Below are 14,143 nucleotides of genomic sequence, written 5' to 3'. Positions count from 1 at the left end.
GTATGAGCGCCCGCATCCGATATCCGTTTCCCGACATCCCCGCCGAAGGCGAGGCAGTTCAGGTTGCCGATGGTGTTCTTTGGATGCGGCTGCCGCTGCCCATGGCGTTGGATCATGTGAATGTCTACGCGTTGGACGACGGCGATGGCTGGACGGTGATCGACACAGGCTTTGACACGCGCAAAACGCGGGCGATTTGGGGCAAACTACTGGACGGACCGCTGGCCGCCAAGCCTGTCACCCGCATCATCGGCACCCATCACCACCCTGATCACATCGGTTTGGCCGGTTGGTTTCAAGAGGCGGGCGCGGATCTTGCGATGCCCCGTACAGCTTGGTTGATGGCGCGGATGCTGACGCTGGACGAACAGCCCGCTTACCCCGCGCGGTCCATCGATTTTTACCGCCGTGCGGGCATGTCGGCGGACATGCTGGCAAAACGCCAAACCGAACGGCCCTTCAACTTTGCTGATTGCGTGCACCCCATGCCGCTGGGCTTCACCCGCTTGCAAGAGGGCGGCGTGATCACCATGGGGGGGCGCACGTGGGACATTCACATGGGCAACGGCCACGCGCCTGAACATGCGACGTTCTGGAGCCGCGACGACAATCTGGTGATCGGGGGCGATCAGCTGTTGCCATCCATCAGCCCCAACATCGGGGTTTACCCCACAGAACCCGACGCCGACCCATTGGCAGAATGGCTTGAGGCCTGTGAAAGGCTGGCCCCTTTCGCGCGGGAGGATCACTTGGTGTTGGGGGGGCACAAACTGCCCTTTACGGGACTGCCCACGCGGATGCGCCAGCTGATCGACAATCATCATGGCGCGCTGAAACGATTGCTGGAGTTCATCGCGACGCCGAAACGCGCGGGCGACTGTTTTGCACCGCTGTTCAAACGCACCATCGATGAAGGGACTTATGGCCTTGCCTTGGTTGAGGCGTTGGCCCATCTGAACCACCTTCACCAGACCGGACAGGCGACGCGAAAACGGGGCGAAGACGGCGCCTATCTGTTTCAGGCCGCCTGAGAAACCGCCGGTTTTCCCAAGGTGACAATCTGATTTTCGGGCACCACGTCCCATGCGCCGCCATCCAAAGGTTCAGACGCAAAGGCGCGCCCGCCGTTGTCCAACGGGCCCGAAACATAAAGCGTCGGTGCCTTCCCGTGTGAGGCATGGCGGAAGGCAAAGACATCGTGCCCGTTGCTGAAAACGCAGGTCAGCTTGACGGGCGCCGGACCTGCGCCCAAAGCTGCCAAGGTGCGGGTCATGGCGGCCTCTGGATCTGTATCAAGGCCATGGGCCAGAAGGGTCAGGAATACCATTTCACTGTCCGTGGTGCCCTGCCGCGCGGCGTAAAGCTCATCGGGCAGCGCCTGTTCAAGGGCCCGCCTGATCTGGGGAAAATGGGGCACTTGGCCGTTGTGCATAAAAGTCCAGCGCCCGTGTTTGAAAGGATGGCAATTCTGCCTGCTGGTGCCGCCCACAGTGCTGGCGCGCACGTGGGACAAAAACAGCCGAGACCGAACCATGCGGCACAGGCTTGTTAGGTTCTCATCGGCCCATGCGGGCAGGACATCGCGGTAGAGGCCGGGGTCTCCCCCTTCGCCGTACCACGCAATGCCGAATCCGTCGCCGTTCACGGCCAATTTCGCCTCGGTCGCATGTTGGGATTGTTCCAGCAGGGAATGGCGCGGGCAAATGATGATATTCTCAAGTGGAATGGCAGGCCCCGCGTAGGCGGCGATCCGGCACATCAGTGACGGGCCTCCATCCGTGCGGTCAGCTTGCGCAGGATTTGACTGGCGGTGGTTTCGCAGAGACGCGGGATCAGCGCATGGATTACGGCCGCGGCGGCGGCGACGGCCAGCCAGAACGCAAAGCCCGCAGCAAAGCGCATGTGCTGCAAATAGGTTTCATCGACAGAGGCCGGATGGGCCAGGAACCAGCGATCAAGAAGGGAGGTGCGGTTGGGCGGTGTGATATCTGTCATGGGATCCTCTGACGTTGTTTTCACCACTGTCGCCCAAGCCAGGAACCAATACATCCCAAAGGGACTGGCCAAATACGTATTTTATGGGATAAAATCCCGATATGGCGACACAAATCGACACATTAGACCATCAAATTCTGTCTCTTTTGCAAAAAGATGCCAGCCTGTCGGTCGATGCGATTTCAGATGCGGTGGCCCTGTCGCGCAATGCCTGTTGGCGGCGGATCAAAACCATGGAGGGCGCGGGTATCATCCGCAAACGGGTGGCCCTGCTGGACGCGGCGCAGATCGGGTGCCCGTTGTCAGTGTTGGTGATGATCCGTACGGACCATCATTCCGACACATGGCGCAAGGAGTTCGCCATCGCCGTTGAGGCTCTGCCCGAAATCACCGCCGCCTACCGCATGACCGGTGATCTGGATTACGTTCTCAAGGTCCAACTGGCGGACATGGCCGCCTATGACCGGTTTTACAAACGCCTCACCTCACGGATTTCGGTCTCGGACATTTCCGCCAGTTTCGTTATGGAGGATATCAAAGACACCACGGCGCTGCCGCTTTGACAGGACAAGATGATGAACGATGACATCCAAACCTCAGCCGAAGCCCTCGAAGGCGCGGTCCTGCATGAGGTTCACACCGATCCCGACGCATCCAAACCGGACGCCAGCGTTTTGAAAAAACCGGACGGCCCCAAAAGCCCATCGCGGTGGGCGTATGAGCGGTTGATTCTTTATATTCAGAACTTTGAAAAGCAGTTGGACAATGAACATGAGGTCGCGATGGGCTTTGCCGGTGGCGACACGGGCGTGATCCGGATTGAAGGCATGGGGTATTTCGACCCTGATATCATCACCTTTTACGGCACCGACCCCACAGGCGCGAAAACACAATTGGTGCAGCATGTCAGCCAGTTGTCGGTGATGTTGCGCGCTTTGCCCAAGCAGGTGGCCGCGGCCGAACCCAACCGCATCGGGTTTCGGTTGGCCGCGGATCTGGACACGCCAGATGTGACGACCTGACCTAGCCCCATATGGAGGGTTCGGGGCTGACAAGCTGCCACCGATCCGATATGGACAGCCCGACTGAGAAAAAGGGAACACAACATGGCTGATCACAAGCACGGCGAAATGGACATCTCCGTTCAGGAAAAAACCTTTGCCGGTTTTATGAATTGGGTCACCAAAGGCAGCATCGTCATCATCGTGGCGCTGATCCTTTTGGCAATGATCAACGGTTAATTTAGGTGAAACGCCGCACGTTCATCTTGACCGCCCCACTGGCCCTTGCGGCCTGTGGGGATACCGTTCTGCGTGAAGAGGTCCTTGCCTCTCAGGCGGATATTGACCGTGTGGCGTACACCCATCCAGGGCCCAAATCGCTGACGTTGTTCACGATGAAAAACGTAAGCTCCGGCAATGGCGCGCATAGCGGGTTGATGATCAACGCCAGCCAGCGCGTGCTGTGGGATCCTGCGGGGACGTTCGGCCATCCGTCGATCCCCGAACGCAACGATGTGCATTATGGCGTTACGCCGCGGATTGAGCAGTTTTACACGTCCTATCATTCGCGTGCGACCTACTACACCCTCATCCAAGAGGTTGAGGTCCCCCCCGAGGTGGCCGAAATGGCGCTTCGTATGGCGATTGCGAACGGCCCTACGCCAAAGGCCGCATGCACACGCCACACCTCGCGGCTGTTGGGTCAATTGCCTGGCTTCACCTCTATCCGGTCGAGCCTGTTTCCAAACAAACTGGCCGATCAGTTCGGGGAAATTCCGGGCGTGCGGTCACGGGAATATTACGAAGACGACAGCGATGATAAATCCATCGCGGCGGCTGAGATTGACGCGGCCATTCGCGCCGATCAGTAGACGTCAGGCCCCGCCCAGCGCCCAGATCATCACATAAAGCGTCACCCCACCACAAAGAATGGCCGCGACCACATTGCGCGTCACAATGCCGACGCCAAAGGTCACGAGGGCCGCGCAGAGCCGCGCGGGATCGACCTCCCCCTCCGTCGCGGAGGGCCAGAGCACCAGCGGGGCGACCAAGCCCGGCAAAACCGCCACAGCCGTATAGCGCAGATGCCGCAACATCCATTCCGGCAGATCACGGCCTGCAATCAATCCTAGAAACGAAAATCGGATCAGATAGGTCCCGATGCCGAGGATCGCGATGATGGTCCAGATATAGGCGTCGGTCATGGTGCGGCCTTTCTGGTCAGCCACAGTTCCACCTGTGCGCCGATCATCATCGCGAGGACAGCAGCACCCAAAAGGCCAAGGTTGTACGGCAAGCCAGCCAACACCAACGCAAACACAATGGACGCGACAGCCGCCACCATATGCGCCAGCGTCCGCATCATGGGCGCGATGATGGCGAGAAAACAGATCGGAACCGCAAAATCCAGCGCCATCCATTCAGGAATGCCTTCACCTAGCCAAATGCCCAGCGCGGTGGCCACCACCCACATGGGCGCAATGGGGCTGACCGCGCCCAGAAAGAACGCGACCCGTTGGGGCACGGTCAGATCCGGGGTGTCTTCGAACTCGTTGATCGATACCGCATAGCTTTGATCAACATTGACGTAGGCCACAAAGGCGCGTGTCCAAAAGGGTGCGTCGCCAATCCAAACTGCAAGGGAGGCAGAATACATCGCCATCCGCAAATTAACCGCGAGGGCTGTGGCCACAACGATCAGCGTGGGCGCATTGTCCACCATCAGCTGCAACGCTGCGAACTGCGCAGCGCCAGCGAAGACAACGGACGAAAACGCCAAAGTTTGCAGTGTGGTCAGCCCAGCTTCGGTCGCGACAACGCCAAACAAAAGACCGAAGGGCATCACCACCAGCAAAAACGGGACGCCCATGCGGAACCCCGTCCAGTAATGTGATTTCTGGGTCGCGTTGGTCATTGTCCTGTCCTAATATTTGCCCACCGCCTTAGCGGTGACCCCGAAGATTGGCAACATGAGGCCCCGATGCGCGCACCGGATCGCTTTATCACCGACATCAAAGATCGCATGTCCCATGGATAAACCGCTGGGCTTGATCCTTGCCGGTGGATTGGCACGGCGCATGGGCGGCCAGCCCAAGGCCGATGTGATCTTGGGTGGCGAACGCCTGCTGGATCGCTGCGCTGCGCGCCTGAGTCCCCAAGTGGACGATATCCTTGTGAACGCCAACACACCGGTCGAGACATCCTATCCGGTGATCTCCGACAGCCTGCCCTCGTATCTTGGCCCCCTTGCCGGTGTTCTGTCAGGTCTTCAGGCCGCGGCAGAGCGTGGCGCGTCCCATATCGTCAGCGTGGCTGTGGACACGCCGTTCTTTCCTTGCGATTTGGTGCCGCAGTTGCAACTGGCCGCATTGGACAGCACGGACGGGTTTGCCGTGGCGGCAACGCCGGACGGTGTGCAGGGCGCCTTTGCGCTTTGGCCGGTGACGCTTGCCCCAACGTTGCAAACATGGCTGACGGGCGGCAACCGCAAGGTCCGAGATTTCACCAGCCACCACGGGGCTGCCATAGCCCTGTTTCCCGCCACAACGCCGAATGCGTTTTTTAACATCAACACCCCTGACGATTTGACTGAGGCCGCCCGATGGACGTGACGTTCGACACCTACATCACGGTCGATTGGTCAGGTGGCAACCAACGCCCTGCGGTGCCCAGCCCTGATGCCATCTGGGTGTCCATCTGGCGGTACGGTGTACAGGAAAAACCTCTGTATTTTCGCAACCGCCAACTTCTTGAGGTCTGGTTGAGGGCCGCATTGAAAGATGAACTGACCAACAAACGCCGCGTCTTTGTTGGGTTTGACTTCGCCTTTGGCTTCCCAGATGGGTTTGCTGAGGCGATCACAGGCGACGCCGACCCGTTGGCGATGTGGCGTTGGCTTGAGGGACTGATTGTCGACAGCCCCAAGGCAAACAACCGGTTTGAGGTCGCAGGCGTCATGAACAGCCGGTTCGACGGCGTGGGGCCATTTTGGGGAAATGCGTCGCCCCATGATGTGGACGGCCTGCCGCGCAAAGGCAGCACGCGTACCTGCACCGCCTTCGCCGAAAAACGTGCCGTCGAGGACCGACTGCCCGGGGCGTTCCCCGTTTGGCAGCTGGCGGGCGCGGGCGCTGTGGGCTCGCAGACCTTGATGGGGCTGCCCGTGCTGTGGCGGATGATCGAACGGTTTCCCGATATGATTTCTGTTTGGCCCTTTGAGAGCCTTGACCGTCCTATTGCCTTCGTCGAGATCTGGCCGTCCCTTTTTGCGGATCAGGTGGCCGCGAATGGCGATGTTCACCCCATCAAGGATGCCATGCAGGTTCATACAATGACCGATCTGGTGGCCAACATGGCGCAAGCGGAACGGGCAGCCCTGCTTGATGTGCCGCGCAACCGTGAAGGTTGGATTTTTGGGGTGCCTGCATGATTGTCAGCCTTGGCTTCGTCCCCGAAGAACGGGACCAGGTCGCCGCGATGTATTGGCAGGCGTTTGGGGCGAAACTTGGCCGCGTGATGGGGCCTGCACCGCGCGGGATCGCCTTTGTCCGCGACGTGCTGGACCCGACACATGCGCTTTGCGCACGGGACGCGCGGGGAATTTTGCTGGGCGTGGCCGGTTTCAAGACCTTTCAGGGCGCGTTGGTTGGCGGGGCTTGGGCGGACATGCGGCGGCATTATGGAACTTTCGGCGGAGCGTGGCGCGCCGCGCTTTTGGCGCTGCTGGAACGGGATACAGAAAACCAAAGGTTCCTGATGGACGGCATTTTTGTGCATGATGCCGCCCGTGGGCAAGGCGTGGGCACCGCGCTGTTGGGTGCCGTTTTCACGGAGGCCCGAAAGCGCGGCTACGCCGAGGTCAGATTGGATGTGATCGACAGCAACCCGCGCGCCCGTGCGCTTTATCTGCGCGAAGGGTTCATCGAAGGGGACGTGCACCAGCTTGGCCCGTTGCGCCATGTCTTCGGCTTTGAAAGTGCGACGATGATGACCCGAACGGTCGGGGCCAGTTGAATATAGGCCAGTCGGTCAGTCAAACGCGCCTGTCACGCGCCCCAGAAGCATAAAGGCGCGGCTGGTGCGGGTTTCGGCCAAGGCGGCCAGATCCTCATCCGAGGCGTCTTCTTCGAAGGTCACAAGCATCTGGTCGTATTTGCGCAAAAAGTGATGCGCCGCGTCGCGGAAAATTGTGTCTTCACGCATGCGGCCTGCGGTCAATGCCAGCGACGACCGGTCCCGCACACCACCCAAGGCCGCCACCGTTTTGCCCCGTTCCCCGCCAGCGAACTTGCGCCAGATTTCGGGTCGCGCGCGGTCGGGCCGCAGGTCATCCATGTAGATGCCATCTTGGCTAAGCAGGGTCAGAACGTCTTGGCTGGCCTGGATCAACTGCTTGGCCGTACGGTCTTTCAAAGCGCGGCGCAGGGCGGCAAAACCCACTTCGTCCCCTTCGGTGTCGGGAAAGTTCAGCGCGCGGACCAGATCAGGCTTACTGATCGGGGGTGTGATGTCCTCGGCCGTGGTGCCGAGCGCAAGACTGGGCTGTTCATCGCCGCGCGGCTGGGCGGTTTGTGACGGCGGGGCGGGCTGCGCCTTGGCCGCAGGCCGCGATGACGCAAAGGTCGCCAGCGCTGTTTCGGTCTTTTGCGTGGCGCGCGCGATTTCGTTCAGCTTGCGTTCGACGGTGGGTTCAATCCCCGCGCCGCGCGCCTGACGGTCCGCCACATAGGTCTGCCGCATCCCGTCAATCGCGGCCTGCAAACGGCGGCTCTCTTCGCGCACAACACGGGCTGATCGTGCGGACATCGCCGCGATCCAGACCATCGCGATGGGCAGAAAAATCGCCATCAACGTCATCACAAAACGCAAGCTGTCGATCTGCGCGGACCCGTCGCCCTCGGTTGGAAGCACAAGAAAGAACACGGCCACGCCCACAAGCCAGATCAGGCTGACGACGATGGCCACGACCTCAATCCCGGTCACGCGCACGTCCGCCGTGCGCACACGCGCGCCCATCATCCCGTTTTTGGTCTGGGTGACATCGGTTTTCTGGCCATCATTCGGCATCGGGATCGCCTTGTTTGCGGGCTTATTTATAGACGACCTCAAGCACTTCGTAAGACTTTTCACCGCCTGGCGTGCGCACTTCGACGCTGTCACCTTCGTCTTTGCCGATCAACGCCCGCGCGATGGGTGATTTGATGTTCAGACGGCCGTTTTCGATGTCAGCCTCATATTCACCAACAATCTGATAGGTCTTCTCTTCGTCGGTGTCTTCATCCACCAACGTCACATGCGCCCCGAACTTAATCGCGCCGGACAGTTTGGACGGATCAATGACATCGGCCAGCGAAATCACCCCTTCGAGTTCTTTGACGCGGCCTTCGATGAAGGACTGCTTTTCCTTGGCGGAATGGTATTCCGCGTTTTCGGACAGGTCACCATGTTCGCGGGCTTCTGAAATGGCACGGATGATGGCGGGGCGTTCGACAGTCTTCAGATGCTTGAGTTCGGCATCCAGTTTGTCAAAGCCAGCGCGTGTCAGCGGTATTTTGTCCATTTCAAGCGTCCTGCGGTGCGGTTTTTCAAGTGCTCTTGCATAACCCGCGGGGCTTGCAACCCTCAAGGGGGTATGCAGTGACGCGGGCCTTTATTTGCAGACGTTACGTTTCGGTCGGCTCTGCGCAATTTTATGTCGCCCCAAGATTGCTGCACGGCGGGCGTTCCGATATGCAGACACGGACGCAGTGCCCATCCAGCCAAGGGAGCAAAACATGGCCGAGATTGAACGCGAATCGATGGAATACGACGTTGTGATCGTCGGTGCAGGCCCCGCAGGCCTGTCTGCGGCGATCCGTCTGAAACAGCTGGATGCCGATCTGAATGTGGTCGTGCTGGAAAAAGGGTCCGAAGTGGGGGCGCACATCTTGTCGGGGGCCGTGTTGGACCCCGTGGGCCTTGATACGCTCATCCCCGATTGGAAAGCCAAGGGCGCGCCGCTGAACGTGCCGGTGACGTCCGACAAATTCTATCTTTTGGGTGAGGCCGGCCAACTGCCAATCCCGACTTTCCCCATGCCGCCGCTGATGAACAACCACGGCAACTACATCGTGTCGATGGGCAACGTCTGCCGCTGGATGGCCGAACAAGCCGAAGAACTGGGCGTTGAAATCTTCCCCGGCATGTCCTGTTCCGAACTGGTCTACGGGGACAACGGCGAAGTCAAAGGCGTCGTCGCTGGCGTCTTCGGGCTGGAAGCTGACGGCACCATCGGCCCCGACACCGAACCGGGCATGGAACTGCACGGAAAATACGTCTTCCTGTCTGAGGGCGTGCGCGGGTCGCTTTCGAAGGAGGTCATCGCAAAGTACGAACTGGACAAAGACGCCGAGCCACAAAAATACGGCATCGGCATGAAGGAAATCTGGGAGATCGACCCAGCCAAGCACCGCGAAGGCGCGGTTTTCCACTCTCTGGGCTGGCCTTTGGGCGGGAACGCGGCGGGTGGGTCGTTCATCTACCACGCCGAAAACAACCAGATCTTCATCGGGCTGGTCACGGCGCTGAACTACAAGAACCCCCATGTCTTCCCCTACATGGAATTCCAGCGGTTCAAGCACCATCCGATGGTCAAAAGCCTGCTGGAAGGCGGCAAGCGCGTGGCCTACGGTGCCCGCGCCATCGCGCAAGGCGGCTGGCAATCGATGCCAAAGGCGTGTTTCCCAGGTGGGGCGCTGCTGGGCTGTTCCGTGGGCCTTGTGAACGTGCCGCGAATCAAGGGCAATCATAACGCCATGCTGTCGGGCATTGCCGCTGCAGAAGCCGCACAAAAGGCCATTGCGGCAGGGCGCGCGTCCGATGAGTTGTCAGAATACAATAGCGAACTGCGCACTGGCCCGGTGGGCAAGGATCTTCACAAGGTCCGCAATGTGAAGCCCTTCCAGTCCAACAACGGTGTGCTGGGCGCATTGGGACTGGGTGGTCTGGACATGTGGACCAACACGCTTGGCTTTTCACTGTTCGGCACCAAAAAGCACGGAAAATCCGACGCGGCTGCGACGGAAAAGGCCAGCAAACACAAACCCATCGACTACCCCAAGCCTGACGGCAAAATCAGCTTTGACCGTTTGACGAACGTGTCCTTCAGCTTCACCAACCATGAAGAAAGCCAGCCCGCGCACCTTAAACTTAAGGACAGCACGGTGCCTGTAGCCGTCAATTTGCCTGAATACGCGGGCCCCTCGGCGCGGTATTGCCCCGCCGGAGTGTACGAGTTTGTCGAGGAAGACGGCAAAGACACACGTTTTGTCATCAACTTCCAGAACTGTGTGCATTGCAAAACCTGCGACATCAAAGACCCTAGCCAGAATATCAACTGGACGGTGCCGCAGGGGGGCGACGGGCCAAATTACCCCAACATGTAAACCGAATAGACCGACCCCAAAGGGCCCTGCAGCGCAGGGCCTTTTTTGGTGCAGCACCCATGTCGTGCGACATTCGCGATATACCGCCCAAATCCGAAAATGTTATTTGATCCGTTGTTTCTTCCTGCCTAGGCTGCCAATTGGGGACGATAAGGGGATACGAATGACGTTTTTGAAGACTGCTAAGATGTGCACGACTGGTGTGGCGGCTGCGCTGTGCCTGTCAGGACCAACGCTCGCTGAAACGACAGATGCGGGGGCTTATCTTGCCGCGCGTCAGGCCGGCATCGGGGGGGATTATTCCGCCGCAGCCGCGTATTTCCAACACGCGCTGATAGCCGACCCCAATAATCCGGTTCTCATTCAACAGACGCTGACGGCCTATTTGGGCAGCGGTCAGGTTGAAACCGCAGCGGCCATTGGCCGAACATTCACAGCGTCTGGAGGTGACAGCCAAGTCGCCAACATGGCCATCATGGCGCAGGCTGCACGCAGCGGGAATTGGGGCACCATTTTCGACATGCTCGAAGCGGGGCATGAGGTTGGCCCCCTTCTGGATGGTCTTGGTCAGGCTTGGGCCTTTGTGGGTCTGGGCCAGATGGACCGCGCCCTTGCGTCCTTTGACGAGGTGGCCGACACCCCGGGCCTGCGCAATTTCGGCCAGCAGCACAAAGCCATGGCCCTGACCATCATGGGGGAGCTTGAGGCCGCCGAGGCGATCTATTCCCTGCCCCCCAACGAAGGCATCGTCCCCACCCGTGGATCCGTGTCCGCACATCTGCAAATTCTGTGCCGTTTGGGCCAGTTCGATAAGGCCCGCGGCATCGTCACACGCGCGTTTGGGTCAGACATGGACCCCGAAATCGCTGAATTGCGAGATGCGATCGAAGCGGGCCAAATCCCACGTTTGGACAACACAGTATCGAACCCTGCCGAAGGCCTTGCCTATGCGTTCAAAAGCCTGAGCGATATTTTGCAGGGGGAAGCCAACGAAAGCTATCTGCTGCTGTACGCACAAGCGGCCCGCCATATCGCGCCGCAAGATGCAGACACGCATATCGCCGCCGCCCGTTTACTGAATGCGCTGGAACAATACAACGACGCCGCAGTGACGTTTGCGCAGGTTTCAACCGAAGATCCCGCCTATCACAGCGCCGAGTTGGGCCGCGCAGAGGCGTTGCGCCTCGACGGGCAGCACGACAAGGCGATTGAGGTTCTGACCCAGCTGACACGCAGCCACCCTGACCTGCCTTTGGCCCATGCGTCCTTGGGGGATGTGTTTCGCCAGCAAAGCAATTATGCCGCCGCAAATTCGGCCTATGATGCCGCTTTGGAGGCCAACGATGCGGATACTTCGATCCGCTGGTGGCTTCTTTATTCGCGCGGCATGACCCATGAACGGCTAGATCAATGGGACGCAGCGGAGGCTGATTTCCGCGCCGCACTGGACCTGAATCCCGGCAATCCGTCGATCCTGAATTACCTTGGCTACTCCTTAGTAGACCGCGGCATGAAGTTTGACGAAGCCGTGACCATGATCGAAACCGCTGCAGAGGCGCGGCCCGACAGCGGGGCGATCATCGACAGCCTTGGGTGGGCGTACTACAAACTTGGCCGCTATGAAGATGCGGTTGGCCCTATGGAACGCGCCGTGGAACTGGCCCCGAATGACCCAGTCATCAGCGACCATCTGGGCGATGTTTACTGGAAAGTCGGACGTGAGGTTGAGGCCCGCTTTCAATGGGCCCGCGCCCTGTCCTTTGGCCCCTCTGACGAGGATGCCGACCGTATCCGTCGCAAACTGAACCTGGGCCTTGATGCGGTCTATGCCGAGGAAGGCGTCGACCTTGAACCGGCGGTTGAGGTCGCCAATGACGCCAACTGACGGCGCGGTCACTGAACCCGCCTTTGCGAAGATCAACCTGACCCTGCATGTCACGGGTCAGCGCGCTGATGGCTACCACCTGTTGGACTCGATGGTGATGTTCACCTCCATTGGGGATGAAATTACCGTGCGTCCTGCGGATACCCTGCGGCTGACGATTGACGGGCCGTTTGCGGCTGGTCTGTCTGCCGATGACGACAACCTTGTTTTGCGTGCTGCGCGCAGTTTTGGGCTGAACCATGGGGCGGACATAACCCTGACCAAACGGTTGCCCGTCGCCTCTGGCATCGGGGGTGGCTCTGCCGACGCGGCGGCCACGCTGCGAGCTTTGTCGCGGCTTTGGGGCGCACCCCTGCCCGATCTGGCCGCGCAGGTGGCGCTTGGCGCGGATGTGCCTGTGTGCATGTCGGCTGAGGTCACGCGCATGGCGGGCATCGGAGATGATCTGACCCATCTGGGTCCTGCCCCGATGTTGGATATGCTGTTGGTCAACCCCGGCGTTGGCGTGTCCACGCGGGTCGTGTTTGAAGCGCTGGCGCGGAAGACCAACCCACCCATGGGAGACGCCATGCCCGATCCATTTGATATTGACGATTGGGTGGTTTGGCTTGCGGATCAACGCAATGACCTTGAGGCACCGGCCCGCGCCGCCGCGCCCGAAATAGATCAGGTTCTGTCCCGCCTGTCTGCGCAACAGGGCTGCCAGCTGGCCCGCATGTCCGGATCAGGTGCGACCTGTTTTGCGATCTTCGAAGACGCTGATAGCCGCGATAACGCCGCTGCAGCTTTGCGGGTCGGCCACCCTAGCTGGTGGATCGCCCCCACGGACGAAGCCCCTACCTGACGCGGGCGACCACGTAATCGGCCAGATCCAGCAACATCGTTTTGATGTCATGGTCGGGCAGTGGGTCCAAGGCCGCCTTTGCGGTGTCCATCCAAGCCAGCGCGTCCTGCCGCGTGGCCTCTAGCGTGTCGTGTTTGGCCATCAAGTCCAAGGCATGATCCAGATCACCGTCCTCCTGACGGCCTTTTTCGATGGTCCGCACCCAGAACGCCCGTTCTTCATCATCGGCCTTTGCGACCGCCTTGATCACCGGCAGGGTCAGTTTACGCTCGCGGAAATCATCACCGATGTTCTTGCCCGTGGCGTCCGTACCGGCGTAATCCAGCAGGTCATCAACAATCTGGAACCCGATGCCCAGCGCATCACCATAATCAAAGAGCGCCTTGACCAGACCTGCATCGCGGCCTGCGATCACACCGCCCACTTCCATAGCCGCCGAAAACAGGGCAGCCGTCTTGCCGCGCACGACCTTGAGGTAAATGCCCTCATCTGTCGCCAGATCCCGCGCCGCGGTGAGCTGCAGCACCTCTCCTTCGGCAATGGTTGCGGCAGCGTTGGACAGGATGCGCAGCACGTCCAGCGATCCGGTTTCCGTCATCAACTGAAACGACCGCGCGAACAGATAATCGCCCACAAGCACCGACGACGTATTGTCCCACAAAAGGTTCGCCGTGGGCCGCCCCCGCCGCTGTTCGCTTTCATCAACCACATCATCATGCAGCAAGGTCGCTGTATGAATGAATTCAACCGTCGCGGCCAAATGCACATGATAAGGACCGTCGTAGCCGCACATTTTGGCCGACGCCAAGGTCATCATCGGGCGCAGGCGTTTGCCGCCTGCCTCAACCAGATGGGCCGTGACCTCTGGGATGCGGGGGGCGTGTTCTGACGCCATCCTCTCACGGATGAGGGTGTTCACGGCATCCATCTCGTCGCTTAATGCGGCGGCCAGTCTCTCATGAGGTTTCGTTGATGCTTGGTCGAGGCTCATCAC

18 protein-coding genes are annotated in these 14,143 nt (G+C 59.9%); 11 read left to right on the top strand and 7 right to left on the bottom strand.

All coding sequences use genetic code 11. The features are described 5' to 3' along the window. Positions 1–2 precede the first annotated feature (2 nt). On the top strand, positions 3–1,031 hold the full coding sequence (locus PSJ8397_RS13660; RefSeq protein WP_085865191.1) for an MBL fold metallo-hydrolase: 1,029 nt from the start codon (positions 3–5) through the stop codon (positions 1,029–1,031). Here PSJ8397_RS13660 and PSJ8397_RS13655 read toward each other — a convergent pair. Beyond that, a complete protein-coding gene (locus PSJ8397_RS13655) occupies positions 1,019–1,759 on the bottom strand; it encodes a class II glutamine amidotransferase (protein ID WP_085865190.1) in 741 nt (246 codons plus the stop codon). The genes PSJ8397_RS13660 and PSJ8397_RS13655 overlap by 13 nt on opposite strands. Further along, positions 1,759–1,995: a DUF6356 family protein gene (locus tag PSJ8397_RS13650; protein ID WP_085865398.1), complete on the bottom strand. Its 237-nt coding sequence runs from the start codon at positions 1,993–1,995 to the stop codon at positions 1,759–1,761. The genes PSJ8397_RS13655 and PSJ8397_RS13650 overlap by 1 nt, the downstream gene beginning before the upstream one ends. Positions 1,996–2,096: 101 nt before the next feature. Between PSJ8397_RS13650 and PSJ8397_RS13645 the strand changes: the two genes are divergently transcribed. The 4 genes from PSJ8397_RS13645 (at position 2,097) to PSJ8397_RS13630 (ending at position 3,868) form a co-directional block, all read left to right on the top strand. Further along, positions 2,097–2,558, top strand: a complete 462-nt coding sequence (locus PSJ8397_RS13645; protein ID WP_085865189.1) for an Lrp/AsnC family transcriptional regulator — start codon at positions 2,097–2,099, stop codon at positions 2,556–2,558. Positions 2,559–2,570: 12 nt separating this feature from the next. After that, the gene (locus PSJ8397_RS13640) at positions 2,571–3,017 is read left to right on the top strand and encodes a DUF6173 family protein (RefSeq protein WP_085865188.1); all 447 of its coding nucleotides are present in this window, start codon (positions 2,571–2,573) and stop codon (positions 3,015–3,017) included. Positions 3,018–3,101: 84 nt separating this feature from the next. Continuing rightward, the gene (locus PSJ8397_RS13635) at positions 3,102–3,236 is read left to right on the top strand and encodes an aa3-type cytochrome c oxidase subunit IV (protein WP_085865187.1); all 135 of its coding nucleotides are present in this window, start codon (positions 3,102–3,104) and stop codon (positions 3,234–3,236) included. Positions 3,237–3,241: 5 nt separating this feature from the next. After that, positions 3,242–3,868, top strand: a complete 627-nt coding sequence (locus tag PSJ8397_RS13630; protein ID WP_085865186.1) for a hypothetical protein — start codon at positions 3,242–3,244, stop codon at positions 3,866–3,868. 3 nt (positions 3,869–3,871) lie between these two features. Here PSJ8397_RS13630 and PSJ8397_RS13625 read toward each other — a convergent pair whose 3' ends face one another. Both PSJ8397_RS13625 and PSJ8397_RS13620 read right to left on the bottom strand, forming a co-directional pair. Next, positions 3,872–4,201 (bottom strand): AzlD domain-containing protein, encoded by a 330-nt coding sequence (locus PSJ8397_RS13625; protein ID WP_085865185.1) that lies wholly within the window; start codon positions 4,199–4,201, stop codon positions 3,872–3,874. After that, positions 4,198–4,911: an AzlC family ABC transporter permease gene (locus PSJ8397_RS13620; protein WP_085865184.1), complete on the bottom strand. Its 714-nt coding sequence runs from the start codon at positions 4,909–4,911 to the stop codon at positions 4,198–4,200. Before PSJ8397_RS13620 ends, PSJ8397_RS13625 begins: the two co-directional genes overlap by 4 nt. Positions 4,912–5,026: 115 nt before the next feature. On the opposite strand from PSJ8397_RS13620, the gene mobA reads away from it, so the two are divergent. Genes mobA through PSJ8397_RS13605 form a run of 3 tightly spaced genes read left to right on the top strand, consistent with a single transcriptional unit; the run spans position 5,027 to position 7,010 of the window. Continuing rightward, positions 5,027–5,608, top strand: a complete 582-nt coding sequence (gene mobA / locus PSJ8397_RS13615) for a molybdenum cofactor guanylyltransferase MobA (protein WP_085865183.1) — start codon at positions 5,027–5,029, stop codon at positions 5,606–5,608. Further along, entirely contained in the window at positions 5,599–6,426 is an 828-nt protein-coding gene (locus tag PSJ8397_RS13610) for a hypothetical protein (RefSeq protein WP_085865182.1), read from the top strand. Before mobA ends, PSJ8397_RS13610 begins: the two co-directional genes overlap by 10 nt. Next, positions 6,423–7,010, top strand: a complete 588-nt coding sequence (locus PSJ8397_RS13605) for a GNAT family N-acetyltransferase (RefSeq protein WP_085865181.1) — start codon at positions 6,423–6,425, stop codon at positions 7,008–7,010. Before PSJ8397_RS13610 ends, PSJ8397_RS13605 begins: the two co-directional genes overlap by 4 nt. 15 nt (positions 7,011–7,025) lie before the next feature. Here PSJ8397_RS13605 and PSJ8397_RS13600 read toward each other — a convergent pair whose 3' ends face one another. Together PSJ8397_RS13600 and greA are read right to left on the bottom strand one after the other, a co-directional pair. Further along, positions 7,026–8,063: a hypothetical protein gene (locus PSJ8397_RS13600; protein ID WP_085865180.1), complete on the bottom strand. Its 1,038-nt coding sequence runs from the start codon at positions 8,061–8,063 to the stop codon at positions 7,026–7,028. A 22-nt stretch (positions 8,064–8,085) separates the two neighbouring features. Beyond that, positions 8,086–8,556, bottom strand: a complete 471-nt coding sequence (greA, locus tag PSJ8397_RS13595) for a transcription elongation factor GreA (protein WP_085865179.1) — start codon at positions 8,554–8,556, stop codon at positions 8,086–8,088. Positions 8,557–8,770: 214 nt separating this feature from the next. Between greA and PSJ8397_RS13590 the strand changes: the two genes are divergently transcribed. The 3 genes from PSJ8397_RS13590 to PSJ8397_RS13580 all read left to right on the top strand — a co-directional run bounded on the left by PSJ8397_RS13590 (position 8,771) and on the right by PSJ8397_RS13580 (position 13,149). Beyond that, a complete protein-coding gene (locus PSJ8397_RS13590) occupies positions 8,771–10,420 on the top strand; it encodes an electron transfer flavoprotein-ubiquinone oxidoreductase (RefSeq protein ID WP_085865178.1) in 1,650 nt (549 codons plus the stop codon). 163 nt (positions 10,421–10,583) lie between these two features. Then, positions 10,584–12,305, top strand: coding sequence for a tetratricopeptide repeat protein (locus PSJ8397_RS13585; protein WP_085865177.1), 1,722 nt, complete (start codon positions 10,584–10,586; stop codon positions 12,303–12,305). Then, positions 12,292–13,149 carry a 4-(cytidine 5'-diphospho)-2-C-methyl-D-erythritol kinase gene (locus tag PSJ8397_RS13580; RefSeq protein WP_085865176.1) on the top strand — a complete coding sequence of 286 codons (858 nt, stop codon included), beginning with the start codon at positions 12,292–12,294 and terminating at the stop codon, positions 13,147–13,149. The genes PSJ8397_RS13585 and PSJ8397_RS13580 overlap by 14 nt, the downstream gene beginning before the upstream one ends. On the opposite strand, the gene PSJ8397_RS13575 is transcribed toward PSJ8397_RS13580, so the two are convergent. Next, on the bottom strand, positions 13,142–14,140 hold the full coding sequence (locus PSJ8397_RS13575; protein ID WP_085865175.1) for a polyprenyl synthetase family protein: 999 nt from the start codon (positions 14,138–14,140) through the stop codon (positions 13,142–13,144). The genes PSJ8397_RS13580 and PSJ8397_RS13575 overlap by 8 nt on opposite strands. Positions 14,141–14,143: the final 3 nt, after the last annotated feature.

Origin of the sequence: Pseudooctadecabacter jejudonensis (assembly GCF_900172275.1) — a bacterium.
Classification (GTDB): Bacteria; Pseudomonadota; Alphaproteobacteria; order Rhodobacterales; family Rhodobacteraceae; genus Octadecabacter; species Octadecabacter jejudonensis.
The sequence above is the reverse complement of the archived record's forward strand: the minus strand, read 5'-3'. Positions and strand labels throughout refer to the sequence as shown.